This window comes from Sphingopyxis sp. (assembly GCF_035686825.1).
GTDB lineage: Bacteria > Pseudomonadota > Alphaproteobacteria > Sphingomonadales > Sphingomonadaceae > Sphingopyxis.
Window position 1 is genome coordinate 377513 of the sequence record NZ_DASRYZ010000007.1, and the last position, 24252, is coordinate 401764.

At 63.4% G+C, this 24252-nt stretch carries 21 protein-coding genes; 14 read left to right on the forward strand and 7 right to left on the reverse strand.

Annotated features, from left to right (window positions below; all coding sequences use genetic code 11):
- Positions 1–93 precede the first annotated feature (93 nt).
- The gene (locus tag VFG17_RS19690) at positions 94–1386 is read left to right on the forward strand and encodes an MFS transporter (RefSeq protein ID WP_325031064.1); all 1293 of its coding nucleotides are present in this window, start codon (positions 94–96) and stop codon (positions 1384–1386) included.
- A gap of 15 nt (positions 1387–1401) precedes the next feature.
- Here the strand turns inward: VFG17_RS19690 and VFG17_RS19695 are convergent, their stop codons facing one another.
- A complete protein-coding gene (locus VFG17_RS19695; protein ID WP_325031065.1) occupies positions 1402–2844 on the reverse strand; it encodes a tetratricopeptide repeat-containing sulfotransferase family protein in 1443 nt (480 codons plus the stop codon).
- A 609-nt stretch (positions 2845–3453) separates the two neighbouring features.
- Here VFG17_RS19695 and VFG17_RS19700 point away from each other — a divergent pair.
- Complete coding sequence (locus tag VFG17_RS19700; protein ID WP_325031066.1) at positions 3454–5892, forward strand: TonB-dependent receptor; 2439 nt, start codon at positions 3454–3456, stop codon at positions 5890–5892.
- Between the two features lie 149 nt (positions 5893–6041).
- Here the strand turns inward: VFG17_RS19700 and VFG17_RS19705 are convergent, their stop codons facing one another.
- A complete protein-coding gene (locus VFG17_RS19705; RefSeq protein WP_325031067.1) occupies positions 6042–7055 on the reverse strand; it encodes a TetR/AcrR family transcriptional regulator in 1014 nt (337 codons plus the stop codon).
- 260 nt (positions 7056–7315) lie between these two features.
- Here VFG17_RS19705 and VFG17_RS19710 point away from each other — a divergent pair, with 260 nt between their 5' ends.
- The 3 genes from VFG17_RS19710 (at position 7316) to VFG17_RS19720 (ending at position 9859) form a co-directional block, all read left to right on the forward strand.
- Positions 7316–7726 carry a thioesterase family protein gene (locus VFG17_RS19710; RefSeq protein ID WP_325031068.1) on the forward strand — a complete coding sequence of 137 codons (411 nt, stop codon included), beginning with the start codon at positions 7316–7318 and terminating at the stop codon, positions 7724–7726.
- A gap of 92 nt (positions 7727–7818) precedes the next feature.
- Positions 7819–8526: a TetR/AcrR family transcriptional regulator gene (locus VFG17_RS19715; protein WP_325031069.1), complete on the forward strand. Its 708-nt coding sequence runs from the start codon at positions 7819–7821 to the stop codon at positions 8524–8526.
- Between the two features lie 94 nt (positions 8527–8620).
- Positions 8621–9859, forward strand: coding sequence for a hypothetical protein (locus VFG17_RS19720; protein WP_325031070.1), 1239 nt, complete (start codon positions 8621–8623; stop codon positions 9857–9859).
- A 183-nt stretch (positions 9860–10042) separates the two neighbouring features.
- Here VFG17_RS19720 and VFG17_RS19725 read toward each other — a convergent pair whose 3' ends face one another.
- Positions 10043–10729, reverse strand: coding sequence for a hypothetical protein (locus tag VFG17_RS19725; RefSeq protein ID WP_325031071.1), 687 nt, complete (start codon positions 10727–10729; stop codon positions 10043–10045).
- A 272-nt stretch (positions 10730–11001) separates the two neighbouring features.
- Between VFG17_RS19725 and VFG17_RS19730 the strand changes: the two genes are divergently transcribed.
- Positions 11002–13188, forward strand: a complete 2187-nt coding sequence (locus VFG17_RS19730) for a PQQ-dependent dehydrogenase, methanol/ethanol family (protein ID WP_414712974.1) — start codon at positions 11002–11004, stop codon at positions 13186–13188.
- Between the two features lie 402 nt (positions 13189–13590).
- Positions 13591–14868, forward strand: a complete 1278-nt coding sequence (locus VFG17_RS19735; protein WP_325031073.1) for an aminotransferase class III-fold pyridoxal phosphate-dependent enzyme — start codon at positions 13591–13593, stop codon at positions 14866–14868.
- Positions 14869–15066: 198 nt separating this feature from the next.
- On the opposite strand, the gene bioD is transcribed toward VFG17_RS19735, so the two are convergent.
- From bioD to VFG17_RS19750, 3 genes are all read right to left on the reverse strand, one after another.
- Positions 15067–15690, reverse strand: a complete 624-nt coding sequence (gene bioD / locus VFG17_RS19740; RefSeq protein ID WP_325031074.1) for a dethiobiotin synthase — start codon at positions 15688–15690, stop codon at positions 15067–15069.
- Positions 15691–15715: 25 nt separating this feature from the next.
- Positions 15716–16039, reverse strand: coding sequence for a cupin domain-containing protein (locus tag VFG17_RS19745; RefSeq protein ID WP_325031075.1), 324 nt, complete (start codon positions 16037–16039; stop codon positions 15716–15718).
- A gap of 237 nt (positions 16040–16276) precedes the next feature.
- Positions 16277–17479 (reverse strand): hypothetical protein, encoded by a 1203-nt coding sequence (locus tag VFG17_RS19750; protein WP_325031076.1) that lies wholly within the window; start codon positions 17477–17479, stop codon positions 16277–16279.
- Between the two features lie 287 nt (positions 17480–17766).
- Here VFG17_RS19750 and VFG17_RS19755 point away from each other — a divergent pair, with 287 nt between their 5' ends.
- From VFG17_RS19755 to VFG17_RS19770, 4 genes are all read left to right on the forward strand, one after another.
- Positions 17767–18645 carry a phytanoyl-CoA dioxygenase family protein gene (locus VFG17_RS19755; RefSeq protein WP_325031077.1) on the forward strand — a complete coding sequence of 293 codons (879 nt, stop codon included), beginning with the start codon at positions 17767–17769 and terminating at the stop codon, positions 18643–18645.
- A 422-nt stretch (positions 18646–19067) separates the two neighbouring features.
- The gene (locus tag VFG17_RS19760; protein WP_325031078.1) at positions 19068–20345 is read left to right on the forward strand and encodes an FAD-dependent oxidoreductase; all 1278 of its coding nucleotides are present in this window, start codon (positions 19068–19070) and stop codon (positions 20343–20345) included.
- Positions 20346–20350: 5 nt separating this feature from the next.
- Positions 20351–20572, forward strand: a complete 222-nt coding sequence (locus VFG17_RS19765) for a hypothetical protein (RefSeq protein WP_325031079.1) — start codon at positions 20351–20353, stop codon at positions 20570–20572.
- Positions 20573–20690: 118 nt separating this feature from the next.
- Complete coding sequence (locus VFG17_RS19770; protein ID WP_325031080.1) at positions 20691–21449, forward strand: SDR family oxidoreductase; 759 nt, start codon at positions 20691–20693, stop codon at positions 21447–21449.
- A gap of 90 nt (positions 21450–21539) precedes the next feature.
- Here the strand turns inward: VFG17_RS19770 and VFG17_RS19775 are convergent, their stop codons facing one another.
- The gene (locus tag VFG17_RS19775) at positions 21540–22415 is read right to left on the reverse strand and encodes a phytanoyl-CoA dioxygenase family protein (protein WP_325031081.1); all 876 of its coding nucleotides are present in this window, start codon (positions 22413–22415) and stop codon (positions 21540–21542) included.
- A gap of 221 nt (positions 22416–22636) precedes the next feature.
- Here VFG17_RS19775 and VFG17_RS19780 point away from each other — a divergent pair, with 221 nt between their 5' ends.
- From VFG17_RS19780 to VFG17_RS19790, 3 genes are read left to right on the forward strand one after another with little or no spacing between them, the layout of a single operon-like run.
- Positions 22637–23758: an NAD(P) transhydrogenase subunit alpha gene (locus VFG17_RS19780; RefSeq protein ID WP_325031082.1), complete on the forward strand. Its 1122-nt coding sequence runs from the start codon at positions 22637–22639 to the stop codon at positions 23756–23758.
- Complete coding sequence (locus VFG17_RS19785) at positions 23755–23952, forward strand: hypothetical protein (protein WP_325031083.1); 198 nt, start codon at positions 23755–23757, stop codon at positions 23950–23952. The genes VFG17_RS19780 and VFG17_RS19785 overlap by 4 nt, the downstream gene beginning before the upstream one ends.
- A gap of 17 nt (positions 23953–23969) precedes the next feature.
- Entirely contained in the window at positions 23970–24251 is a 282-nt protein-coding gene (locus tag VFG17_RS19790; RefSeq protein WP_325031084.1) for a proton-translocating transhydrogenase family protein, read from the forward strand.
- Position 24252: the final 1 nt, after the last annotated feature.

Sequence of the window (24252 nt, forward strand, 5' to 3'; positions counted from 1 at the left end):
CTCCGGTCCGACCGGGGCAGGGCTGTCGTGTTTCAGGGCCATGGGTTCGGGCCGTAGGGCGATAGCGGAGGATATCATCAGATGGGAACGGCGATGAACGAAGTCGAGCTCCTCCAGGCCGGGGGCCCTGCGCGCATATATTTCGGGTGGCGTATCGTCCTTGCGCTCTTCCTTTGCACGCTCGCGCTCTTCGGCGTGAGCATCTATTCCTTCATCGTCCTCGCCCATCCGCTCGGCGCCGAATATGGCTGGTCGGCAACGCAGACCGGCGCGGCCGTTTCGGCGATGTGGTTCGCGGCGCCGATGGCGCTTTTGTCGGGGCCGCTGATCAGGCGTTTCAATCCGTGGCACATCATATTCGCCGGCCTGCTCATGCAGGCGGCAGGTTTTGCGATGCTTCCCCTGATATCCAGCATCGAGTCGCTCTATCTGCTTCGCCTGATGATGGGCATTGGCAAGGTGACGCTGGTCATCGCGGTTCCGATCATCGTGACGCGATGGTTTTCGCGCCGCTTCGCGACCGCCATGGCGATCATCTGGGCAGGCGGTTCCGCGGGCGGCTTCATCATGGCGCCCGCAACCGACGCCCTCCTTCAGATTTTCGGATGGCGTATGGCGGCCGCCATCATCGCTGCGGCGATGGTCGCCGCCGTCATTCTGATCGGCCTGCTTGCACGCGGGCCGGCATCGCCGTCGGCTTTGGGGCTGGCGCCGGACGGAGGCCTCGTCTCGGCGAGCGACGCCGAAACGGCGGAGGCATCGGCGGGAGATGGCGCGGTCCTCGACTGGCGGGCGGCGCTCGGCCGTGTACAGCTTTGGGTCGCGGCGCCGATGCTGCTTTCGGTGATCGGCATCGGCATGGCATCGATAGCGGTCCTGACGCAGGAGCAACTCGTCCTCGAGAGCGCGGGAATATCGGCGTCGCTGGCCGCGACATTTCTCGGCCTGACCGCGGTGGGGAGCCTCACCGGTTCGGCGTCGATCGGCCTGCTGCTTGACCGGGCGCCGGCGCGCTGGAGCGGGCTGCTCATCGCCGCGGCGATCTTCGCGGGCCTTCTTGCCTTCGCCGGAATTCAGACGAATGGCAGCGCGGGGCTTGCCCTCGTTGCGGCGATAAGCTGCGGCTATGCCTTCGGAGCGGGCGAAGTGCTCTGGATTACCTTGACCAAGCGGCAATTCGGGACCGCGGCGTTCGCGACGACATATGGCGGATGGTATTTCGCGCTTCAGATTGGCTATGCCGCCGGGGGCGGCGTCGCGGGATGGGGATATGAGCGTTTCGGAGCCATGGGGTTCATCGGTCTTGTCGCCGTCATGTATCTTCCCGCCGCCTTGTTCAGCCTGACGCTCCGCGGCGCGCGCATCAAACCCGGACAGGAGGGCTGAGCGCGAGCCTGGCTCTCAGGTCAGCGCGATCCCGTTCGCGATCAGCTTCTCCCTGAGCGGGGCAAGATGCGTCCCGTAGTTCCGCCAGATCCCCGATGAACTGGTATAAATCCCCCCGCGCACCTGCGCCGCGCTGGCGGTGAGCGAAGCGGCGCTGTTCTGCGCAATATCGAGCGCGCTGTCGTGCCAGGGAAGGCCGCACCGGTCGGCGAGCCAGGGCGCAACCGTCCCGGGCTCGGCGACCAGCCGTTCATAATCGACGCGGATCAGGCGCTCGCCGAACAGCGAAGTCCAGTGGCGCATCAGGCGATCATAGGCGGCATAATATCGGGCGAGTTCGTCGAAATCATAGCTGAAGGGATAGGCGGCGCCGAACAGCGTGCGGAACATGGCGAAGCAGGAATCGACCGGATCGCGCCGGACCCATATGATCGGCGTGCGTGGAAAGGCCCGAAGGATGGCGCCGACATAAAGATAGTTGAAGGGAAGCTTCTCGATGATCGGGCCGGGGTGATCATTCCCGCCGGCGAGATCCTCATATTCGCCGGCGACCGCAGCGAAGTCTGCCTTCGCTGCCCGCTCGAACACATCGCCTCCCGCCGCCGGCGCGTGGCGAAGCAGCGCGGAGGAGAAATTGTTCGTTTCATTGTTCGAGCGGACGTGAGGCAATCCACCGAGGATGCGTTCGGTGAGCGTCGTTCCCGACCGCGGCAGACCGATGATGAAGATAGGCCGGCCCGCCGGCTCCTGCGGCGACAGCGGCGAGGCGGATCCGAAGGCTGCGGCGATGCGCCGCATCTTGTCCTCGTCCATCGCAACATCATAGCGAAGACTGCGCCGCCTGGCCGTGGCGCCGCGTTCGAACGCCGCGAAAGCTTCGTCGAACAGGCCGAGCTCGTGCAGCTCTTTTCCGAGCGCGTAGGAAAGGAACATCGTGTCTGAAGCATGCGGGTCGCGCGCAATGCGCGCCTGCAAGTCCTCGACATTGTTTTGTTCCGGCGTTGCGCGCGCCAATTCGGATCGCAGCAGGATCGCAGGACGCATGGCGGGGTCGATTGCCATCGCGCGCTCGCACGCCTCGAGCGCGTGCGAAAGCCGACCGAGGCTGCGCTCGCTCGTCGCATAATTGTACCAGAACTGGGCGTCGTCGGGCTGCAACTCCGTCGCGCGTCGATACAGGCGGTTGGAAAGCGTGTGACGATCGAGTTGCAACGCGAAAAAGGCGAGCGCGTCATGCGCGTCGGGCGCTTCGGGTCCGGTCGCGATTGCGGTGTCGAGCACCTCGATGGCGTCCTTGCGCCGGCCGAGTGCGATCAATGCTTCGAGGTAGAGGGCGTGCGCCGGTCCAAAGGAGGTCGCATCACTCGTCCATGACCGGAGATGGTCCACGGCGACGGCTGCCCGGCCGCTCCTGACGAGACGCGCCGCTTCGGCCAATTCCTCTTTCGAAGGCAACATGCGTCAGGGTTCCCGGATTTTTCGAACGTGGATGCCGATCCAGATCGTGTCGATGGTCGAGGGCGTTCGTCTTGCCTATCGAGGCCTGTGAAAAGTTCAATTAAAATCGAGTATTGTCCGGCCTTTTCGCATTTTGCGGTTCGGTTTTCGATTGCAGCTCCAATCATCGTGCCCGGCGAACGATATCCGCCCGCGCTCGATCGGAGCCTCGAAGTGCTGTCAAACGCGCATTTCCTCGACCTCCCACTGCGAATCGCGTGGCCTCGTGCGCTTCTCCAAGTCGATATGATTCGAGCGGACTTGGCGCAAATTCGCGATTGAGCTTCATGGATGGCGTGCGCCATGATCGAAGAACGGATTAATAAATACATATAAAATCATATAGTTAGACTAATAATCTTGATAGATCGGCGCTCGTTCTCTCGCTGTCCATCGCGCGTCACATCGCGATCATCCATCTTGCAATGCCAACAAATATCGAGTATCTGCAATGCGAACGGGTGAATGCGGCTAAAGTTTGCAGGCCCGGCGGAGGAGCGGCGGCATCGGCTAGGCGATGCTGTCTGTCTCGACATGGGAGGATTAGATATGCGGTCGAGGGACATTCATTTGGTCCGGCTTCTGGGGGTTACGGCGCTGAGCGGTGCGCTGGCTTCGCTGGCAACGCAGCCCGCGCTGGCGCAGGATGCGCCGGCCGCGACACCGGCAGCGGAAGAGACAAGCTCCAGCAACGATATCGTCGTGACGGCCAATCGCCGCCAGCAGGATGTCACGCAGATTCCGTATAACATCACGGCCGTGACCGCGGAGTCGATCGAGCGCTCGGGTGTGGCAACGCTCGAGGATCTGTCGCGTCAGGTTCCCAACCTGGTGGTGACGTCGAGCGGCAACCAGTTCCTCGGTGCCCAGCGCCAGATCATGCGCGGGCTGAACGCGTCGGCCAACAACCGCAACGGCGTGGCGCTCGAGCAGAATCCGGTCGGAACCTATCTCGGCAACGCGCCCTATGCGAGCTACTTCCAGGTCGAGGACATCGAGCGCGTCGAAGTCCTGCGCGGCCCGCAGGGCACCCTCTACGGATCGGGCGCGCTCGGCGGAACCATTCGTCTGATTCCCAACCAGCCTGCGCTGGGCCGCTTCGAAGGCCGCCTCAAGGCGAGCGCCGCCGATATCGCGCATTCCAAGGACTATGATTACGGCTTCGGTGGGCTCGTCAACATCCCGGTCGGCGAAACGCTGGCGGTGCGCCTCTCGGCGAGCCACGATTATGAAGGCGGTTTTATCGACACCTACGGGATATTCGCGCGCGGCAGCGATGATCCGATCGGCAAGCCGATCCTGGCCGATCCCAGCCAGCCGCAGACGAGCGCGCCCTCGGTCTACAATAAGAAGGACGCGAACACGTCGCGTGTGACCAATATCCGCGGCGCCATCCGCTGGCAGCCGGTCGCCGAACTCGACATCACGCTCGCGCACAATCTGTCGCGCCTGAAGGGGTTCGGACCGTCGAACGATACGCCCGCCTACGACGGTGGTCCCGATCCGCTGGCGCCGTCGATCAGCTATCCCGACACGGGCGAATATGAGGTCGTGGCGCGCAGTCGCCAGCCGTTCGAGCGCACCTCGAACATGACGACGCTCGACATGAGCTACGACCTCGGTTTCGCCACCCTGTCGTCGACGTCCAGCTACTTCAAAACCGACGGCGAGGTTTGGGTCGACGGCACGTGGGGCAATCTCGGATTGCCGCCCGCCTATCTTCCCTATTACTCCGGTTCGCCGATCAATCCGCGATACAATGCGATCTACCAATATTCCGACCGCACGACCTCGAAGACGCAGGAACTGCGCCTCGTGTCGAACGGCGACGGCCCGATCGATTATACCGTGGGTCTCTACTATCAGAACGAGAAGGCGCGAACCGCGTGGAACGGTCATGCGCCGGGACAACAGGCCTATAATCAGCTTCCCGGCGTGACGACCCCCGGCCTCGGCCCGCTCGGTCCGGAAGAATTCATCTTTGCGGTCTCGGGCACCAATCGCTTTATCGAGAAAGCCGCCTTCGGCGAAGTCACCTGGCACGCGATCGAGGGCCTCGACCTCACCGCCGGCGTTCGGGTGTTCGAGCAAAAGCTGAAGCGCTCGGTCGACAATATCCTTCCGGTGTTCGGAATATCCGAGAGCAGCGTCAATTCGGCGAAATTCTCGGATGCGAAATTCCGTTTGAACGCGACTTATGAATATTCGGACGGTCACCGCGTTTATGCGACCTTCTCGCAGGGCTTCCGGCGCGGCGGCGCGAATGCCTTCGCGCTGACCGGTTTCATTCGCGAGCCGGCGTCGCTCCTCAACTATGAACCGGACTCGGTCGACAATTTCGAGATCGGGGTAAAGGGGCGCTTCGATAATGGATGGCGTTACACCGCCGACGTCTTCCTCGCCAAATGGAAGGACCCGCAGATCGGCGGCTTTACCGCTGTCAACTTCTGGCCGGCGGTCTTCAACGGCAAGGAAGCCGAAAGCAAGGGCTTCGAGTTCGAGCTGTCTGGCAATATTACCGACACGCTGAGCTTCCAGGGCGGTTATGCCTATACCAAGGCGACGCTGACCAAGGACTTCTGTGTGGAGTCGGGCGATGGCAGCGGCGTTCCGGGTGCCGATATTCCGTGCGCGATCGTCGGCACCAAGGGCACGCCCTTGCCCTCCGCGCCGCGTCACAGCGGGACCTTCTCGCTCAATTATGAGCATGACCTCAACGACGAGGACACGATCACCGCCTCGTTCAACGGCAATTACAAGGGCAAGTCTCGTATGAACCTGCCGACGTTGGGTCAGCGCTACCCGACGATTTCGTCCTACTGGCTTTTCAACGCCTATGTCGGATGGAGCCATGGTCCGGTCAGCGCATCGCTCTTTGCCCGCAATCTGTTCGACAAGCGTACGGTGTTTGCGGTCAATACCCGCATCACGCCCTATGCGCCGATCGATCTCTATGAATCGGTCGGGCGGCCGCGCACGATCGGCATCGAACTCGGATATAAATGGTAGAGTAAGGGTGGCAGCAAATGGCCGGGACATTGTCCCGGCCATTTTTGTGCCGATAAACGAGCATGCCCGTCGTTGTTGTGCTGGGGAAGGATGCGCGCCGCGCGTCAGCGAATGCCGTGAGTCATGTTGCGGGCCAGAGCCGCAGGCGATCAATCGCCCTCGTCATCCGGGGAAGCGTCTTCGTCGTCGCCGTCATACGGTAATTCGATTGTCCCGCCATTGCGGGCGGCATCGAGAAGAAATTCGCGCGGTTCGAGATGATCGGGAATATAGAGACGGGCATAGGCGATCGCGGCCTTCGTCGACTCCTCGAAATATTCTTCGGTGATGGTTCCGTGACGGCGGACCGAGATCTGCCAGACGCTGTCGAGAATCCCGAGGCGTATCTCGAACTTCTTTTCGGGCTCGCGAATGACCGGCATGTGGAAGATGCGATTGAGCCGGTCGTAGCTCGAGGTTGAAAAGGAAAGGGCGAGAACCTTATCCACATTATGGGCGTCAACGCCCCCGTAGCCGCCGTAGATGATCTTCAGATAGGGCGGATTGCTGTTGTAGAACTCCATCGCGCGGCGCGCGTCGATGCGGTAAAGATCCTGCCAGGTTTCGATCAGCCGGGCCTCGATCGGAGTCCGGTGAACATCCAGCAGTTCCTCGCTGCAACGCGACGCGAGCGCGACATAGGCCGCCTCCTTTGTCGGGAAGAAATGATAGACCGAGGCGGGCGGAACGTCGGCCCGCTCGGCAATCTGGTAGAGGCCGATCGCGTCGGGCGCTTCTTCGCGAAGGAGTTCGGCGGTGGCATCGAGCAGCGCGGCATAGCGGCGGACGCCGCGCCCGCGCGAGGGCGCGCGCGGGCTCGCGCCGCGTTTGCGGGCCGCTGCCGGCTTTTCGGTCGCCTTGATACTCGCCATCCCAAAATCCCTGTCCTGCCAACCCGCTTTCGGGTCTAGATGAGTCTCAAAAACGGGGCAACCTCGGAGCCGTTGTTCTCTTCTTGCCCGGCCATGCGGCCTGCGCCGTCGGGCGTTGCGCGCCGGCCCCGGAGCCTTTTGCCCCCGATGGACCGCAAGGTCTGCTTTCCGCTCGCGGGAGATCTTCGCGGCGCCGGACAAGACCGGACGTGCCATGAGGAAAGCCAGCTTGCGATCGAGCGGCAATAGCATTGGCACATCTATATGGAATAGCCAGATAATAATCGTGAAATGGCGCGACGTGTCGCGATCCGCTCTTGGTCATGCGGCGCGATGGCATCTCGATTGCGGGGTGGATTATCCAAATTTCACGGTTTCTTCGGGACGGAACTGTCCCGCGCCGGTCCTGATGGCCGCCTCGGTCGTCAGTGGCTTGATTCTCGATAAATATTCATATTATGCTGAGGCGGCCATTCGGTTCGTAGCGGCGCCGGGGAGCAGGAGGATTGTGCATGACGACGGAATTTCGCCACTATACGAGCTTTCGGGTGAGGTTCGCCGAAATCGACGGCCAGATGGTCGTCTTCAATTCGCGCTACCTTGAATATGCCGACAATGTGCTGACCGAGTTCATGCGCAGGGTCGACGTTCCCGTGTCTGGCCCGCAGTCGTTCGAGATGCAGGTCGTGCAAGCCACCGTGAAGTACAAGCGCGCGCTCCGGTTCGACGACGAGGTCGAAGGCTGGCTGCGTGTCGAGCGTGTCGGCCGGTCGAGCGTCATTTTCGAGATCGAGTTTCGCATCAAGGGGGCCGCGGAAGCGTCCGCCTCGGTCACGCTCGCCTATGTGCATGTCGATCTTGAAACCGAGAAGTCGCAGGAAATTCCCGCCTCGGTACGAACCAAATTTCTAGGCGAGCTGTAATGGTGGATCGCCGGCACTCAGATGTGCGGGATCGGCCGGAGCCATCGCAACCTGTCCCGTCAGGCAAGGCGCCGATCCTGGCCGGGCCCGCGATGCGCGAACATGGTCGATCGACCACCGGCGAACTCATCGAACCGCGCGAGGCGACCATCCGCCGTCCGCGACAGCAGCGCAGCCGCGAGCGGTTCGAAGCCATTCTCGATGCCGCGGAACGAATTTTGCAGGCGCGCGACCCGCACGAGGTGAGCATCTACACGATCGCCGAGGAGGCGGATATGCCGCCGCCGTCGATCTATCACTTCTTTCCCGACGGCAATCATGTGTTCATGGCGCTCGCCGAGCGCTATTTCGAGATGTTCCTGGGCGGGCTCGAGAGCATCGAGGGGAAGCGGTTCGACGATTGGCAGTCGCTCGTGGAATTTCGCTACGCTCTTTCGCGCCGCTTCTTCAACGACAATGTCGCGGCCCGAAAAATCCTTCTCGGCGCCGCCGCGACCTGGGCGATCCGTACGCGCGACATCGACACCAACCGCCTTTTGGCGCGCGGCGCGATCGTCGAGCTCAACCGCTTTTTCATCCTGCCGAAGGTGCCGGGACTGGTCGATCGTGTCACCGAAACGATCATCATGAACGACGCCATCTGGGCCCTCTACGACCATCGGTTCGGGCACTTGCCCGGCGATGAAGAGGTTTTCGCCCGCCGCGCACGCCTGGGCCACATGCGAACCTATCTGCCCGAATATCTGGCTATGCGCGACGCCGTTCTTACCGTCGAGGAAGCGGCGGCGATCGCCTTCTAACCGCCTTGCGCCGGTTGCCAACTCGCCGCGCGGCGCGTGCCGAGCCGGCGAACGGAATGGATGGCTGGCCTGAAACTAACCGCTGGAGGCATCGTTGAACCAAATACAGACCGGCGCCTCTTCCGGAACGGCCGTCGTCGCGGCGTCGCTCCTGACCGGCGTCAACCAGCTGCTCGTCAACGTGCAGCCCCTGCTCTTCGGAGTGCTCGCTGTCCGGCTCGGGCTTGACGACGCGGAACTCGGGTATCTCGGAGCGGTCGTGATTGCAGCCCTGACGCTCGGCTCCATTTCCGGTCCTTTTTGGGTCCGCCGCACAAATTGGCGTCTCATTTGCGCTCTGGCCCTCGTCGGCGCGGCGGCCGCCTTCGCCCTCGGCGCCGTGGCAACGACGCTCGATTCCGCGCTTCTCATATTCGGTGCCGCCGGACTGTTTCTCGGCCTTCTCTCGCCTCCCGCCTTCGGTTGCCTCGGTGAAGCCGAAAATCCCCCGCGCGCATTCGCGATCTCGGTCGTGGCGCAAAGCTCGCTGGCGGCGGCAAGCACGCTTGCCCTGTCGTTCGCCATCATCCCACGCTTCGGGGCGCCCGGCGCTTTTGTTTCGGTCGCGATTGCGGTTGCCGCCGCGCTTCCTCTCTGTCGGTTGTTGCCGCGGGGCGCAGGCCCGGTTCGGCAGGTATCGGCGACGGTCGACGGAGTGCCGCTGCTGTCGCGCGCCGCCATCCCCGCCTATGCCATGCTCTTTGCCAAGGGAGTCTTCGTCGCGGGGATTCTCGGTTACTGGATTTTCGTCGAGCGGATCGGTGTCGCCCACGGTATCCCGGGCGAGCGCATCGGTCTCACGATCAGTCTTTGCGCGGTTGCGAGCGCAGCGAGCGCCGGAATCGTCGGCTGGCTCGCGGGTCGCGTCCGCCTCGCGGCGATGATTGCGATCGGAACGACGATCGTAATCGGCGCCTTCATCGCGCTCGGCGTGCCCGGCTTCCTTGCCTTCGCCCTGTCCAATTTCCTTTTCGCATTCGGCTGGGGTTTCGCCCAGTCGGCCTATTGGGGCCTGCTTCGTGAGGTCGATGCGACAAACCGTCTCTTCGTGGCCGGTCCCGCCGCCGCCGGGGTCGGCGGCGTCGCCGCGGGGATGGCGGCCGGACCGATCATTGCCGCCGCCGGTCTGCCGGCGATGACGCTCGCTTCGGGTGTCGCGCTGTCGGCGGCGGCGCTCATCGCCTTTCTCGTAGCCGGCTCGCTTCGTGTCCGCCGGTCGCTGACGGCCGGTGTCGATATGCGGACGCCCGAACGGAATGATCAGACGCTCCGCCCCCCGGGCGAGGCGGTCTGAATGACCTGTGCGTCGTGGACCTTTTTCCCGGTATCGTTCCTTTCGCCGCTTCGAACAGGGCCGTCGCCACGGTCCTGGGGTGGCGACCCCGCACCGCCGGGCTGTGCTCGAGCGCGTCGATGCAACCGAACGCCGTCCCGGTGGCTTGCCCCGTAGCCGGTACCGATCAATGTCCCGGATGGCTTATTGGCCCGAGGCAGCCATTGGAGACGGCTCGGCTGCGGAAGCAGGGCGCGTCAGATGACGCGCGAGCGCCTGGTAGGCGAAATATATCTCCGCGAATCCAAGCGCCCAGACCCAGCCGGCGAGAAAGAAGAAGTTCAGGATCAGGTTGGTTTCCTCGCCTGGAATGGCGATGATTCCCTCGAGCAATGCCATGATCACGAAGCTGACATTCACCAGCATGATGCCGAAGGCGTGAGCCTGCTCTCCCACGCGCGCCAGCCGGACTGCGAAATAGACGAGGAAAATGTTCGCGACGATGCCGCAGGCAAAGAATGCATAGGGGAGAATGGGCTGTATCGGCGGATAGGCGAGGAGAGCATAGGCAAGCGGGAAACCTCCCACCAGCAGGAGCCATTTTGTCGTCTTTGAAACGTCGAAACCGTGCGTGAGCTTGGCAAGGCCCAGCGTTGCAACGACGGGAATGCCGATGCTGCGCGAAAAGGCGTCGCAGACCATCGAAATTTCGAAGGAAAGCTGGAAGCCGAACGTGACCCAGAGCGCGAAATTGAGCGCCGAAAAGCCGAGAATCGCCCATTCGGCGCCGAGTAAAATATTGCCCTGACGCCAAAACCGGTAACCGAGGCCAAGGCCCGTCGCGACCAGCGCCAACATGCCGCTGGCGATCAGAATGTCCCGCAGATCCACAATTGCCCTCCCGTCAAAGCTATAACCGATTATTATCAGTTTTCTCTTGCTTGCCTAGCGAAATATTGCTTCGTGGCTGGTTGACGCGTTGCGCGACGCGAATCCATTTGTCTGAGGATATGCAGGGATTATGGGTGGTATAACCTTCGCCTGCCATGGGCCGACAATATGATGGCTTTCAGAAATAAGCGGATGTTTATCCGTCAATGTGGTCCGTTGCCCGAGAGGCCGGCCGCCGGAAACAGGGCGGCGGCACGATCAGATGGGAGAAGATGATGAGCGAGAGATTCGGTTCGATGGCGCTTCTGGGCTGCGCGGCGCTGGCGCTGGCTTCCTGCGACGCGTCAAAAGATGGCGGCACCACGGGCGGATCGCTCGACGCGGCTGAAAAGGCCAGCGAGGCTTTGCTCAGGACGGGCGGCAACGGCGATAATTGGGCCGGCATCGGTTATGGCTATGATGAGCAGCGCTTCAGTCCGCTCGCCGACATCAACGACAAGAATGTGGGTGAGCTCGGTATCGCCTGGTTTGCCGATCTCGAGGACGCACGCGGGCAGGAAGCGACTCCCGTGGTGGTCGATGGGGTGATGTATGTCAGCCACGCCTGGTCGAAGGTCGATGCGTGGGACGCGGCGACGGGCAAGCAGCTCTGGTCGTTCGATCCCAAGGTTTCCGGCGAGCATGCGGTCAAGGGGTGCTGCGACGTCGTCAACCGCGGTGTTGCCGTCTGGGGCGACAAGCTTTTCGTCGGCGCGTTCGACGGGCGCCTGATCGCGCTCGACAAAAAGTCGGGCAAGGAAATCTGGTCGACGCAGACTGTCGATGCGTCGAAGCCCTATACGATCACCGGCGCCCCGCGCGTCGTGAAGGACATGGTGCTGATCGGCAATGGCGGCGCCGAGTTCGGGGTGCGCGGCTATGTCACCGCCTATGACGCCGATACCGGTAAGGAACGCTGGCGCTTCTACACCGCGCCGAACCCGACCAAGGCAAAGGACGGCGCCGCGTCGGATGAGATTTTTGCGGCTAAAGCCAACGCGACCTGGTCCGACAAGGGCGAGTGGCAGACCTCGGGCGGCGGCGGCACCGTGTGGGACGCGATCGTCTACGACAAGGATCTCGACCAGATTTACCTCGGGGTCGGCAACGGCAACCCGTGGAACCATGGCACGCGCTCGAACGGCGAGGGCGACAACTGGTTCCTCTCGTCGGTCGTCGCGCTCGACGCCTCGACCGGCAAGTATAAGTGGCACTATCAGGAAACACCCGCCGAAACCTGGGACTATACCGCCACGCAGCCGATCATCCTCGCCGAGCAGACGGTCAACGGCAAGCCGACGAAGGTGCTGTACCACGCGCCCAAGAACGGCTTTTTCTTCACCATCGACCGCATGAACGGCAAGCTGATCGATGCCAAACCCTTCGTCGACGGGATCAACTGGGCCACGGGCTACGACCTCGCCACCGGCCGCCCGATCGAGAACCCCGAGGCGCGTTTCTACAAGACCGGCAAGCCTTTCATCGCGATCCCGGGAGCGATGGGCGCGCACAACTGGCATCCGATGAGCTTCAACCCGAAGACCGGCCTTGTCTATATTCCCGCGCAGCAAGTCCCGCAGGGTTATCTTGAGGACATGAACGAGCTCGACCGGCGCCAGCTTCTCGGATTCAATACAGGAAGCTCGATGACCGGGGGTGTCCTCCCCGACGACAAGGCGGCGTTCAAGGCGGCGGTCGCCGCGACCACCGGCCGCCTCGTCGCCTTCGATCCGCGCACCGGCAAGGTCGCGTGGGGCGTCGATTATCCCGCCGCGTGGAACGGCGGTACGATGACGACCGCGGGCAATCTCGTCTTTCAGGGAACGAGCACCGGCCGCTTCCGCGCCTATGCCGCGGATACGGGCAAGCAGCTCCTCGACCTCGACATGCAGTCGGGAATCATCGATGCTCCCTCGACATTCCGGGTCGGCGGGGTGCAATATGTCGCGTTCATGACGAGCAAAGGGGGTGTCTTCCCGCTTGCCGCCGGGGTCGCCGGCGGCGTGACGCGAAAAATCCCGAACATTCCCCGCCTCGTCGTGCTCAAGATCGGCGGCACGATGAAATTGCCCCCTCTGCCGGCTGCGACCGCGCTTGCCTGGAATCCGCCGCCGCAATTCGGCACCCCGGCACAGGTCGCCGCCGGCAAGGTGCATTTCGCCCGCTATTGCCTGGTGTGTCACGGCGACAGCGCGATCGGTAACGGCTTCACCCCCGACCTCCGCGTCTCGGGCACGCTTGCCAATGCCGATGCCTGGAAGTCCGTGATCATCGACGGTGCGCTCAAGGACCGCGGCATGGTCAGTTTCGCGAAAGTGATGACGCCCGCCGACGCCGAAGCGATCCGTGCCTATGTCATCGACCGGTCGAACTGGACCAAGGCAAATCTCGCGGAAACCGGTCAGCCTTTCGGTCGCTGATATTCTGCCGGGCCCTTTCGGAGCATGTGGTGCCATGCTCCGAAAGGCCAGGCGATCTGCTTCGCCGATCGCGCATGTTGCCGGCATTCGCGCGGGTGCGTCGTCGTCATGGGTGCGCCGCGCCCGCGCGCTAGTTTTCCCGATAAAAATATCATTTTGCCGGGAGCGGGAAGCGCGCGCGCCATGCGAATGACGCCGGCTGGCCTGTTGCAGCGCGCTCGGCGCAGTCCCGGTGCGGCCGCGTTCACGGCTCATGACCGTGCCGATTCTCCGAGTTTCCGGCGAGTATGAATATGCATCGCGTGCGATGATTCTCCGTCCGGCCATGCGCCGATCGGTTGTTGACTCCCGTCCATCCGTGAGCAATTATCGATTTATATCGAAAAAATCGGGAGACGTCATATGTGGTCGGACAAGCGGGCGAGGGAGCTCAAGGAGCGCGCCGAGAAGGTCATTCCGAACGGAATGTATGGTCATGAATCGACCCGGCTTCTCCCCGAGGAATTCCCCCAATTCTTTCACCGGGCCGAGGGCGCGCGGCTCTGGGACGCCGACGGCAACAGCTACATCGACTATGTGTGCGCCTATGGCCCCAATCTCTTCGGGCATGGCTATGCGCCGATCGAAGAAGCTGCGCGCCGGCAGCAGGAGCTGGGCGATACGATGACCGGCCCGAGCGAAATCATGATCGATCTCGCCGAAGCGTTCGTTGCGCAGGTGCAGCATGCCGACTGGGCAATGTTCTGCAAGAACGGCACCGACGCGACGACAATGGCGATGACGCTGTCGCGCGCGCATCGTGGTCGCAAGATCATCCTCTATGCGACGGGTACATATCATGGGGCGGCGCCTTGGTGCACGCCGCGCCCGGCCGGGATCATTCCTGAGGATCGCGCGGCGATCGTCTATTATAGTTACAATGACCCCCAGAGCCTCGAAGATGCCTTTCGCCAGTATGAGGGCCAGATCGCCGGCGTGTTCGCCACGCCGATCCGTCACGAGGTCTTCGTCGACAATTACGAGCCCAGCCTCGAATATGCGCAGACCGCGCGCCGTCTCTGCGACGAAAATGATGCGCTCCTCATCGTCGACGATGTCCGGGCCGGCTTCCGGCTTGCGCGCGGGTGCAGCTGGGAGCCGCTCGGCGTCCTGCCCGATCTCGCCTGCTTCGGAAAATGCATCGCGAACGGCTATCCGATTTCGGCGCTTCTGGGCTCCGACAAGGCGCGCAACGCTGCGAAGGAAATATTCGTGACGGGCTCCTTCTGGTTTTCGGCGACGCCGATGGCAGCCGCCATCGAAACGCTGAAGCAGATCAGGACCACCGACTATCTCGAGCGGACGCGCGCATCGGGCGATCGGCTGCGGGCGGGGCTTGAGGCCCAGGCTGCCGCGCACGGCTTTTCGCTGCGTCAGACGGGGCCATCGGTGATGCCGCAGATGCTGTTCGACGACGACCCCGATTTTCGTGTCGGCTATGCATGGACCGTCGAATGCCTGAAGCGCGGCAGCTACATCCACCCTTATCACAACCAGTTCATCTCATATGCGCATGACGACGCCGTGATAGACGAGACACTGGCGGCAACCGACCTCGCCTTTGAGGCGCTCAAGGGACGCATGGGGTCTCTCGAACCCCATCCCGTGCTCATGCAGTTGCTGTCAGCGAAGGCGTCCTGACCCGGGCAAGATTTGCGGACAACGCGGCGTCGTTCCGCGGAGCGGCGCCGGTTTTGTATATCTTCCATCGCGCAGCGATGGGTGTTCCTGTTTCCCGCAGAGGGCAGCGAGCGGCCCTGGTCGCAAGCGGCAGCCGGCTGCCTTTTCGGCGCGGGGCCGGAACCGGGGCTCCGGATCATGAGGGCCTTGCCGAACGCTTCAGTCCGCGGCGAAATCCCCAATCCGGAAATTGCGGCCGAATGCGAGGGCCAGTGTCTCGGCATTGAGGGGATCGAGCAGGGGAAGCCGGCCGAGCGAACGAACATTGCCCATGGTGGCAATTGTCGTTTCGCTGTCCGGATTGGTGTCCCCGACGAAAGCGATGCCGGCGATCGATATCTTCCGCGCCCGCAGCGCCTCGATCGAGAGCAGGCTGTGGTTGATCGTTCCGAGGCCGGTTCTGGCAACAAGGATCACGGGCAGGGCCCAGCTTGCGAACAGGTCGGCCATGGTGAGTGAGCGTGTGAGCGGGACAAGGGCCCCGCCCGCGCCTTCGATCACCATCGGACCGTCAACGGGCGGAACCACGAGACGCGCCGGATCGATCTCGACGCCGTCGAGTTCGGCCGCGCGGTGGGGAGACAGCGGGGGTGTGAGCCGATAGACTTCGGGCAGGCGCCGTTCGACGCCGAGCGGCCGGACGGTGTCGGTATCGGCACCGTCGGCGAGGCCCGTCTGTACCGGTTTCCAATATGTAGCACCCAGTGCGCCGGCGAGCGCGGCGGCGAAAACCGTCTTGCCCACATCGGTATCGGTTCCGGTAACGACGAAGCGGGCGGTCATCGCCTCCTGATGTGTCGCCCGCGATTCAGCCATGTGTCGGGATCATGTAAAGGAAGCGGGTCGGCACCTTCGCACGATAGACGATCTTGCGGCCTTCGGGCATCCACAGGAACTCGCCGGGGGAAATGACGTGCGTCTTGCCGTCGCCGTCGATCTCGAGTTCGCCGTCGATCACGAAAATGCCTTCATTGAAAGGGAGCTCGAAATCCACTTCGCCCGGAGCGATCTCGGAAATGCCCGCGCGCATGCCGACCTGATGATCGGCGGTCAGGAATGCAAAGGCGGTCGCAACGCCCGATGGCTTTCCAGGCTGGCGCGGAAGCTTTTCGATCTTCGAGATAGTGCCCATTCATCGTCTCCTGCGAGCGGGTCGGTGTCCCCGAGGTGGTGATGCCCCCGACCGAGGGAGGCCGTCGCCGGGCCTCCGGTCCGACCGATTACCCGGCGTGCGTATCAGTCGCTCTGTCAATACTCAATTAAAATCGATTATCTTCGGTGCGATCGGGCGATAGCGGCAAATTTCCGGCCGCGGCCGATTGCCCGATCAGACCTCGCCCGAGGCCGCTGCGGGCTGCCTCGCCCGCCGCTATCGATCCGCGCCTGCGCCGCGACGCCTCTCTTTCAGCCACGCGATGATCCATTGCGGCCGCCGCGCGAAGCCGAGCAGCAGGCCGGAAGCGATTGCAGCGCATCCCGAAACGAGCACCAGCTCGACATCGCGCGCCGCGAAGAGAAAGCCCGCGATTGTGGGGATGATCGCAATGCCCGCGAGCTGCGCGGCCGGGGCAAAGGGCAGGGCGGCACGACGCGGATCGGCGTCGCTCAGGATGCTCGAGAGAACCGGCACCGACGACAGCCACCATATCCCGAACCCGGCGGCAGCGATGGCGGACCCCGGCCATGCGAACCACGCTCCGGCCGAGAGCAGGAGGAGCAGCGTCGTGCCCGTCAATCTCAGGCGGTCGTGCCTGCTGCTCGGGATCAGGCATGCCGCGAACGCTCCCACCGCCTGACCGGCGAGGCTCGACGAGAGGATGGTCGCAGCCGCCGGGGCGCTCACATTCTCGCTTTCGAGCCAGACGCCGGCATAGGCCCAGATCGTCAGCACGCCGCCGACGAACAGGAACATCACCGCGAGCCAGCGAATGCCCATGGCATCGGGTCTCCCGGTCCCTTGGTCTGTTCCCATTTCGGTCGCGGGCGCCGGGCCCGCGCCGAGGCGGCGCGGCAGGAAGGGAAGTCCGGCGAGCATCGCGGCGCTGGCAATCGCGAGCGAGAGCAGAAGCTCTTTGCTCGTCGGCGCCGGCCAGAAGAGAGCGAACCATTGCAAATGGAGAAACTGGCTCGTCGCCTGCGCGAGAAGATAGGCGGCCGCCCACTGTCCGACCCGGCTCGTCGCCGCGATCGCCATGCCGGCGATGCCGACGAGAAAGCCGCTGCCAAGGCCGGCGACCATCCGGAAGACAAAAAGCATATCCGCGCTTCCATGCAGCGTCTGGAAATAATTGGCGGCCGCAACCAGCAGTATCGCCAGCCCGGCGATCGCCCTGACCGAGGCGTGCTTGAGGGCGGGAATGGCAAGGCTGCTCCCGATCGCAATGGCGATGACCTCGGCGGCCGACAGCAGGCCGAGGCGATCCGGTTCGATCAGGCCCTCGCCGACGAAAGCCGCATAGAGAAGAGGCTGGATGCCGAAAATCAGGATCGCGAGCGAACCGAGAATGATGCTCGTCGCCGTCTGCGCCGGTCTTGGCGAAGCGCCATTTTCCTCGGACGCTGGTCCAGTCATTCGCGCTCCCCCTTTTTGCCCGGGTCGCCGGGCGATATTTGCCTGCCCGCCGACCCGTCCTCTGCCCGCGATCCAAGTTTGCGAATATATATCGATTCTTTTGCGCCTTCAATTGCCAGAATTCGGTTGACTCGAATGAGGATGTGGGCATATTTTCGACTAAAATCGGTTATTGGGTCGTCGTCGGCCACATGGAAGAATTGCCCGGGTGATCAGGGGTGCGCCCTCGAAAGGCGGCCGTCCCGGGCGATGGCCACTGCGCTTGCTTGGCTGAAGGGAGAGTCCGAATGAATGCTGCCGCGTCCGCTACGAAGAAATCCGATTTTGTCACGGCACCCTTCGGGACGCCGGTCGGCGACGTGATGGAAATTATCCGGCGCGATGGCGGCATTGTCCTCGAGGGCGTGCTGTCGCGTGACGAGGTCAGGCAGGTCAACGACGAACTCGATCCCTATCTCTACGATTATCACACCGGATCGCAGGGCGGCGACGAACTCATGAAGGAGTTCTGGGGCGCCTTGACGAAGCGGCTCACCAATGTCGTCGTGTTGAGCAAGACCTATCGCGAACGCTTTCTCTCGCGGCCCGAACTCCACGACTATATGGCCGCCATGTTCAAAGGGGTGAGCGACAGCTTCTGGGTGCAGGCGACTCAGGCGATCGAGATCATGCCGGGCGAGAAGGCGCAGATGCTCCACCGCGATGTCGGCAACTATCCCGTTTTTCGCAATTCCGGCCCCTCGGCCCCGGAAGTGACCTGCAACACTCTGCTGGCACTCGTCGATACCGACGAGGCGTGCGGGGCGACGCGCGTCATACCCGGAAGCCATGAGTGGGACGCCGAGCGCGAATATGACGACGGCATGACGGTTCCGGCCGAGCTGAAAGCAGGCTCGATCTTCTTTTACTCGGGCAAGCTGCTCCACGGCGGCGGTGCCAATCGCTCGCAGAATGTCCGGCGGCGCGTCATCGCGACCGCGTTCAACGCGGGCTTCCTCGTTCCCGAAGAAGCCTATCCTTTCACGGTCCCGCTCGAACTCGCGCGAACAATGCCGCAGCGGCTTCAGCAGGCGCTCGGGTTCCGTTCCTTTCACCAGCGCGATCCGGTCGGCGGAAGCCTCTGGCAGCATAATTACGAAGAACTCGCCGACTTTCTCGATCTCTGAGAGACCTGGCTGCCTGGTCCATGCGGCCGGACCGGCAGCGAAGGTCCGTGCCGGGGACGGCGAAGCACGGCGCATTTGCCGACCCGATTTTCCCATATGACCGATCGATCGGGCGCTGCCCGGTGGGCGGCGTACGGCGTCTCCGCGGGAAGAAGAGAGGAGAAGTCTCCGGATCGCGACCCTCGATGGCCGGGCGCTGCGGCTGCACGCGCGCGGCCGGGAAGGGGCTGGCGCGGTGATGCCGGCTCGCCAATCTTGACCCGCGACAATAGTCTTGATTCTCGATAAATAACGACTAAAGTTTTCACGGTCCAGGTCGGCGCTATGGCGACGACGAGTCTGCTTGCTCGTTCCGACCGCGACGCCCTCTGTCGGGGCCAAGTCCCGGCAGGGCGGGGGTTTCTTCTCGGGAGATGATGGCAATGGCGGAAGAGAGCGGCAAATTTCCTTGGAGAACCAGCTTCTGGTGCGCCGAATCCGTCGAGCCGGAGAATCGTCTCGGCCAGCAGGATGTCGACGTCGATCTGGCCGTGATCGGCGGCGGATTCGCCGGCATGTCGTGCGCCTATTATGTGAAGAAGGCGCGCCCCGATCTCTCGGTCGCGGTTTTCGAATCGGAATATATCGGTTTTGGCCCAAGCGGGCGTAACTTCGGAGCCGTGGCGCCGGGCGTCCGCGAACTGCGCGCCGGGATCCTCGATCTGCCCGATCCCGTAGAGGATCGGTTTGCGGTCCAATGGTATCTCGGCAAGCGCGAGGAACTCGAGCGACGCATCGCCGAGGGCGGTATCGATTGCGAGTATCGCGACGAGCAATTGATGATGCAGGCGCTCGACGAGCCGGCATGGGAAGCGATGCAGCGCGAGTCCGAAGTCCTGAAGGCCCGCGGCACGCCGCATCTGCTGCTCGACACGGCGGCGCTCGAGAAGGAAATGGCGCTTCCCTACCGGCCGCTCGGCGGGATCGTCCGGACGGCTTGGCGCGCGGTGCAGCCCTTCAAGCTGGCGCGCGGCTTCGGCCGGCAACTCCGCGACATGGGCGTCGCCGTCCATGAGGGAACCCGTGTGACCGACTTCTCGGACCCGGGTGACGCAGTGGTCCTTCGCACCTCCGATGGCGCGACGATCACCGCGCGCAAGGCGGTGCTCGCGACCAACGCCTACACCCATCACCTTCCGAAGGCTGCCGATCTCGTCAACCCGCGCCACACCTATGTGATCGCGACCGAGGCGCTCGACGAGGCGCGTCTCGCATCGCTCGGCTTCGGAACCTACAAGTTCGTCGAGGACTCGGGGTTCGTCTTCTATTATTCGCGGGTCTACAAGGGCCATCTGCTGATCGGTGGCGGCGAGCTGACGACCGGCTTCTTCACCCCTTCGACTGTCGACCATGATGCCGACACCAAGACGGTGGAATTCCAGCGGCTCTACGACGAAATGGTGCGGCGCTGGCCGCAACTCGACGGCGTGAAGATCGAGGCGGCATGGGCGGGTCCGATCGACATGACCGAGAATTTCGCGCCGGTTATCCGGACGCTTGACACCATGCCCAATGTGACGGCCTGCGTCGGCTTCAACGGCGAAGGACTGATGTCCGGGAGCCTCGCCGGCTTGCTCGCGATCGGGCAGATCCTTGGCCCCGACTATGTCGATCCGGATGCCGAGCGCGTCAGGCAATATCTGCTCAAGCCGATCGATTGACGGCCATGAAGATCAGCGCCCCATCCCTGAAACTCGATCTTGCGGTTACCGAAATCGTCGTCCGCGACGGCGAGCCCGTCGTGATGTGCCGTGTCGGCGTCTACGATGCCACGGCGAAGCTCGACGGCAAGGATGTCGTGGCTGCGCTTCGCTCGTTGATGAAACCCTCCGTGCTGTTCTCGATCGTGCGGTTGGCGTTACGCGGCAAGGCGCGCGAGAAAAAATAGATGCCCGCGTCCGCAGATCAGAGGACGGGCTCCGATCGATTCCAGGATGCTGGTTGCCGGCAATCTCCATCGCACCGCGCCGGGACAGGCAGCGGACGCCTACACGAAAGGGAGCGGAATGAGTCAGCTTGAGGGTAAGAAGATATTGATCACGGGCAGTACGCGCGGCATCGGGTTCGGCATGGCTGAAAAGATGGCGGCGCTCGGTGCGTCGCTCATTCTGACGGGCCGCGACCAGACCGCCGCCGACGCCGCCGCGGCGGAGCTCGCTTCGGCAACCGGTGCGAAGGTCGCCAGCCTCGGCGCGCCGCTGACCGACGAGGACGCGGTGAACGGCCTTGTCGACCGGGCGGCCGCGATATTCGGCGGCATCGATGTCCTCGTGAACAATGCGGGAATCGATTCCGACGGTCCCGCGCTCGACCATGCGCTCGAGGATTGGCGGCGGGTGATCCACGTCAATCTCGAGGTTCCCTTTCGCCTCGCCCAGCAGGCGGCGCGGCATTTTCTCTCGGAGGGCAAGGGCGGTGTCGTCATCAATGTCGCCTCGGTCGCCGGGTTCAAGGCCATCGACGAAGCCAGCTCCTATGTCGCTTCCAAGCATGGCCTCGTCGGCCTGACCAAGGTGCTCGCGCTGGAATGGGGCCGCAAGAATATTCGCGTCTGCGGGATCGCGCCCGGCCTCATCAAGACCGACATGACCCAATATATCTGGGGCAACGAGGCCGGCCAGGCTTATGTGAACAACAAGATCCCGATCGGCCGTATCGGCCTGCCCTCGGACATCGGGGCGTTGACCGCTTTCCTCGCTTCCGAGGATGCGGGCTTCATTCATGGCGAGACGATTATCGTCGACGGCGGAGCGACGATCGACTGATCCGGCCGCGGGGCATCGGGGGCGATGCAGGACCGGCGGCCATGGGCCGCCGGTCCGAAAGCGCGCGCGGCGCCGACTTCGCCGAACGCTCTAGGCGCCGATGGTGGCACTTTCTTCCAGGGGCTTGAGCAGGAAATTGGGGTCCGCGAGCACGCCGTCGACCTCGATCCAGCCCAGCGCGCGGCCGGACATCGACCAGCCGAGCAGGCGCTGGACTTCTTCGGGATAGCTCGCGACGAGGTCCGGCGTCAGCGCAAGATAATGATTCTCTTCCTGTCGTACGAAAGAGGCGTCGAGCGCGAAGGTCACACCGGTACGCCACTCGCTCCCGGTTCGATTGGTCCCGCCGCCATGATAGACGCCGCCCAGGAAAAGGAGCGCCGAACCGGCCTTCATCTCGGTGGGAATCGCCTCCTCGGCGAGAGGTTTGCGCTCATCGTCCCAATGATGGCTTCCCGGAACCACCATGGTGCCGCCATTCTCCGCGGTGAAGTCGGTGAGCGCGATCATGACCTGCAAGCGCGCCTCGCGGCCGAAATTGCGGCTCCAGAAGAAGGCTCCGTCGTCGCGGTGCAGCGCTTGCCCGCCTTCGCCGGGGCCGATCTGGATCGCCTGGCTGACGCCGACCTGAAGATCGCAGGTCACCTCCATATAGCTGTCGCCCGACCAGCGATGCTGCGGCACGCACACGAAATGCCTCGCGGCCGGAAGGTAAAGGGGATGGGTGACGACATCGGCGCTGTAGCGCGTCTTTGCGAACAGCGCGGAAAGCCGGCGCGTATTCTGGCCAAAAAAGGCATCTCGCCCGGTCGACTGCTGCTCGATCAGCGGAAGCAGGTCGTCGCGCATGCCCGCCAATTGCGCAGACGTCAGGAAGTTCTCGATGATGACCCCGCCGTCGCGGTCGAGCACCGCGATGACCTGTTCGATCGACGCTGTCGTCCCATCCAGTCGTTCCATGGTCATCTTCCGCTCTCCTTACCGTGCCTTTTCATGACCACAGCAAAAATTTATACAAAACTCAATAAAAATCGAGTATGGGCATCGCATCGCGCCTGGAATTGTGATGCGCGGTTAGGTCAGGGGATGGGGTTTATGGCCAGCTTGGAGCCACAACGGGCGGCTGCAGACAGGAAGCGCGAACCAGGTTTCATCCGGTCGCGCCCGTTCTGCGAAAGGAATTGAGGATGCGTATCGCCGTCCTGAAGGAGCTCGCCGGCGGCGAGACCCGCGTCGCCGCGACCCCCGAAACCGTGAAGAAATTCATCGGGCTGGGCGCCGAAGTTGCCGTTGAATCGGGGGCGGGCGACCAGGCCTCGATCGCCGATGCCGACTATAGCGCGGCGGGCGCATCGGTCGGCAGCCGTGCCGACACGTTGAAGGGTGCGAACATCATCCTCGGCGTGCAGGGGCCCGATCCCAAGGGGCTGTCGGGCTTCGCCGATGGCGCCTGGCTCGCCGCCGGGCTCAATCCGTTCGGTGAGCGCGCGCGCGTCGACGGCTATGCGAAGCTCGGGATCGAGGCGCTGGCGATGGAATTCATGCCGCGCATCACGCGCGCGCAGTCGATGGACATTTTGTCGAGCCAGGCGAACCTCGCGGGTTACAAGGCGGTGCTGATGGCGGCGAACGCCTATGGCCGCGCCTTTCCGATGATGATGACCGCTGCGGGTACGGTCAGCGCGGCGAAGGCGTTCATCATGGGCGTCGGCGTCGCCGGGCTTCAGGCGATCGCGACCGCGCGCCGCCTCGGCGCACAGGTCAGCGCGACCGACGTGCGTGCCGCGACCAAGGAACAGATCATGTCGCTCGGCGCCAAGCCGATCTTCGTCGAGAGCGTCGCGGGGATCGAGGGCGAGGGCGCGGGCGGCTATGCCACCGAGATGTCCGACGAATACAAGGCGGCGCAGGCCGAACTCGTGTCGTCGCATATCGCCAAGCAGGACATCGTGATCACCACCGCGCTGATCCCAGGGCGCCGTGCGCCGCGGCTCATCAGCGACGCGCAGCTTGCAACGATGCGCAGCGGCAGCGTGATCGTCGACATGGCCGCTGAAAGCGGCGGCAATGTCGAAGGATCGGTCTCGGGCGAGGCGAAGAAGATCCACGGCGTCACCGTGATCGGCGCGAAGAATATCGCGGCGCTGATGCCCGCCGATACGAGCGCGCTGTTCAGCCGCAACCTGTTCAACTTCCTCTCCGCCTTCTGGGACAAGGAAGCCGGCAAGCCCGTGCTCGATGAGGAAATCGGCAATGCCGTCCGCCTGACGCAGGGCGGCAAGGTCGTCAACGAGCGGCTTCTGGCATGAACGCGATTCTTGCCGGTATCGGTTTCATCGGCCTGTTCGTTCTCGGCATCTGGCTCGTTGGCCGGGACCGGGTCGCACCCCGCGCACCGCGCTGCGACGATGGCCGCATATCCATCGAGGATTTCCATCATCGCGTGCAGCGGGCGGAGCAGGCGGCCCGAAGCAAGGCCGACCCTTCCGGGCTGCGGCCCTGATCTTTCGGAGCAGACTTATGGACTTCATCGCCATTTTTTCGATTTTCGTACTGGCCTGCTTTGCCGGCTATTTCGTCGTCTGGTCGGTGACCCCGGCGCTGCACACGCCGCTGATGAGCGTCACCAACGCCATTTCGTCGGTGATCATCGTCGGTGCACTGATCGCCAGCGCCGCCGCGGGTTCGGCGACCTCGAAATGGCTGGGCCTCGCCGCCGTGGTGATGGCGAGCATCAATATCTTCGGCGGCTTCGCCGTCACGTCGCGCATGCTCGCGATGTACAAGAAGAAGGAGCGCTGAG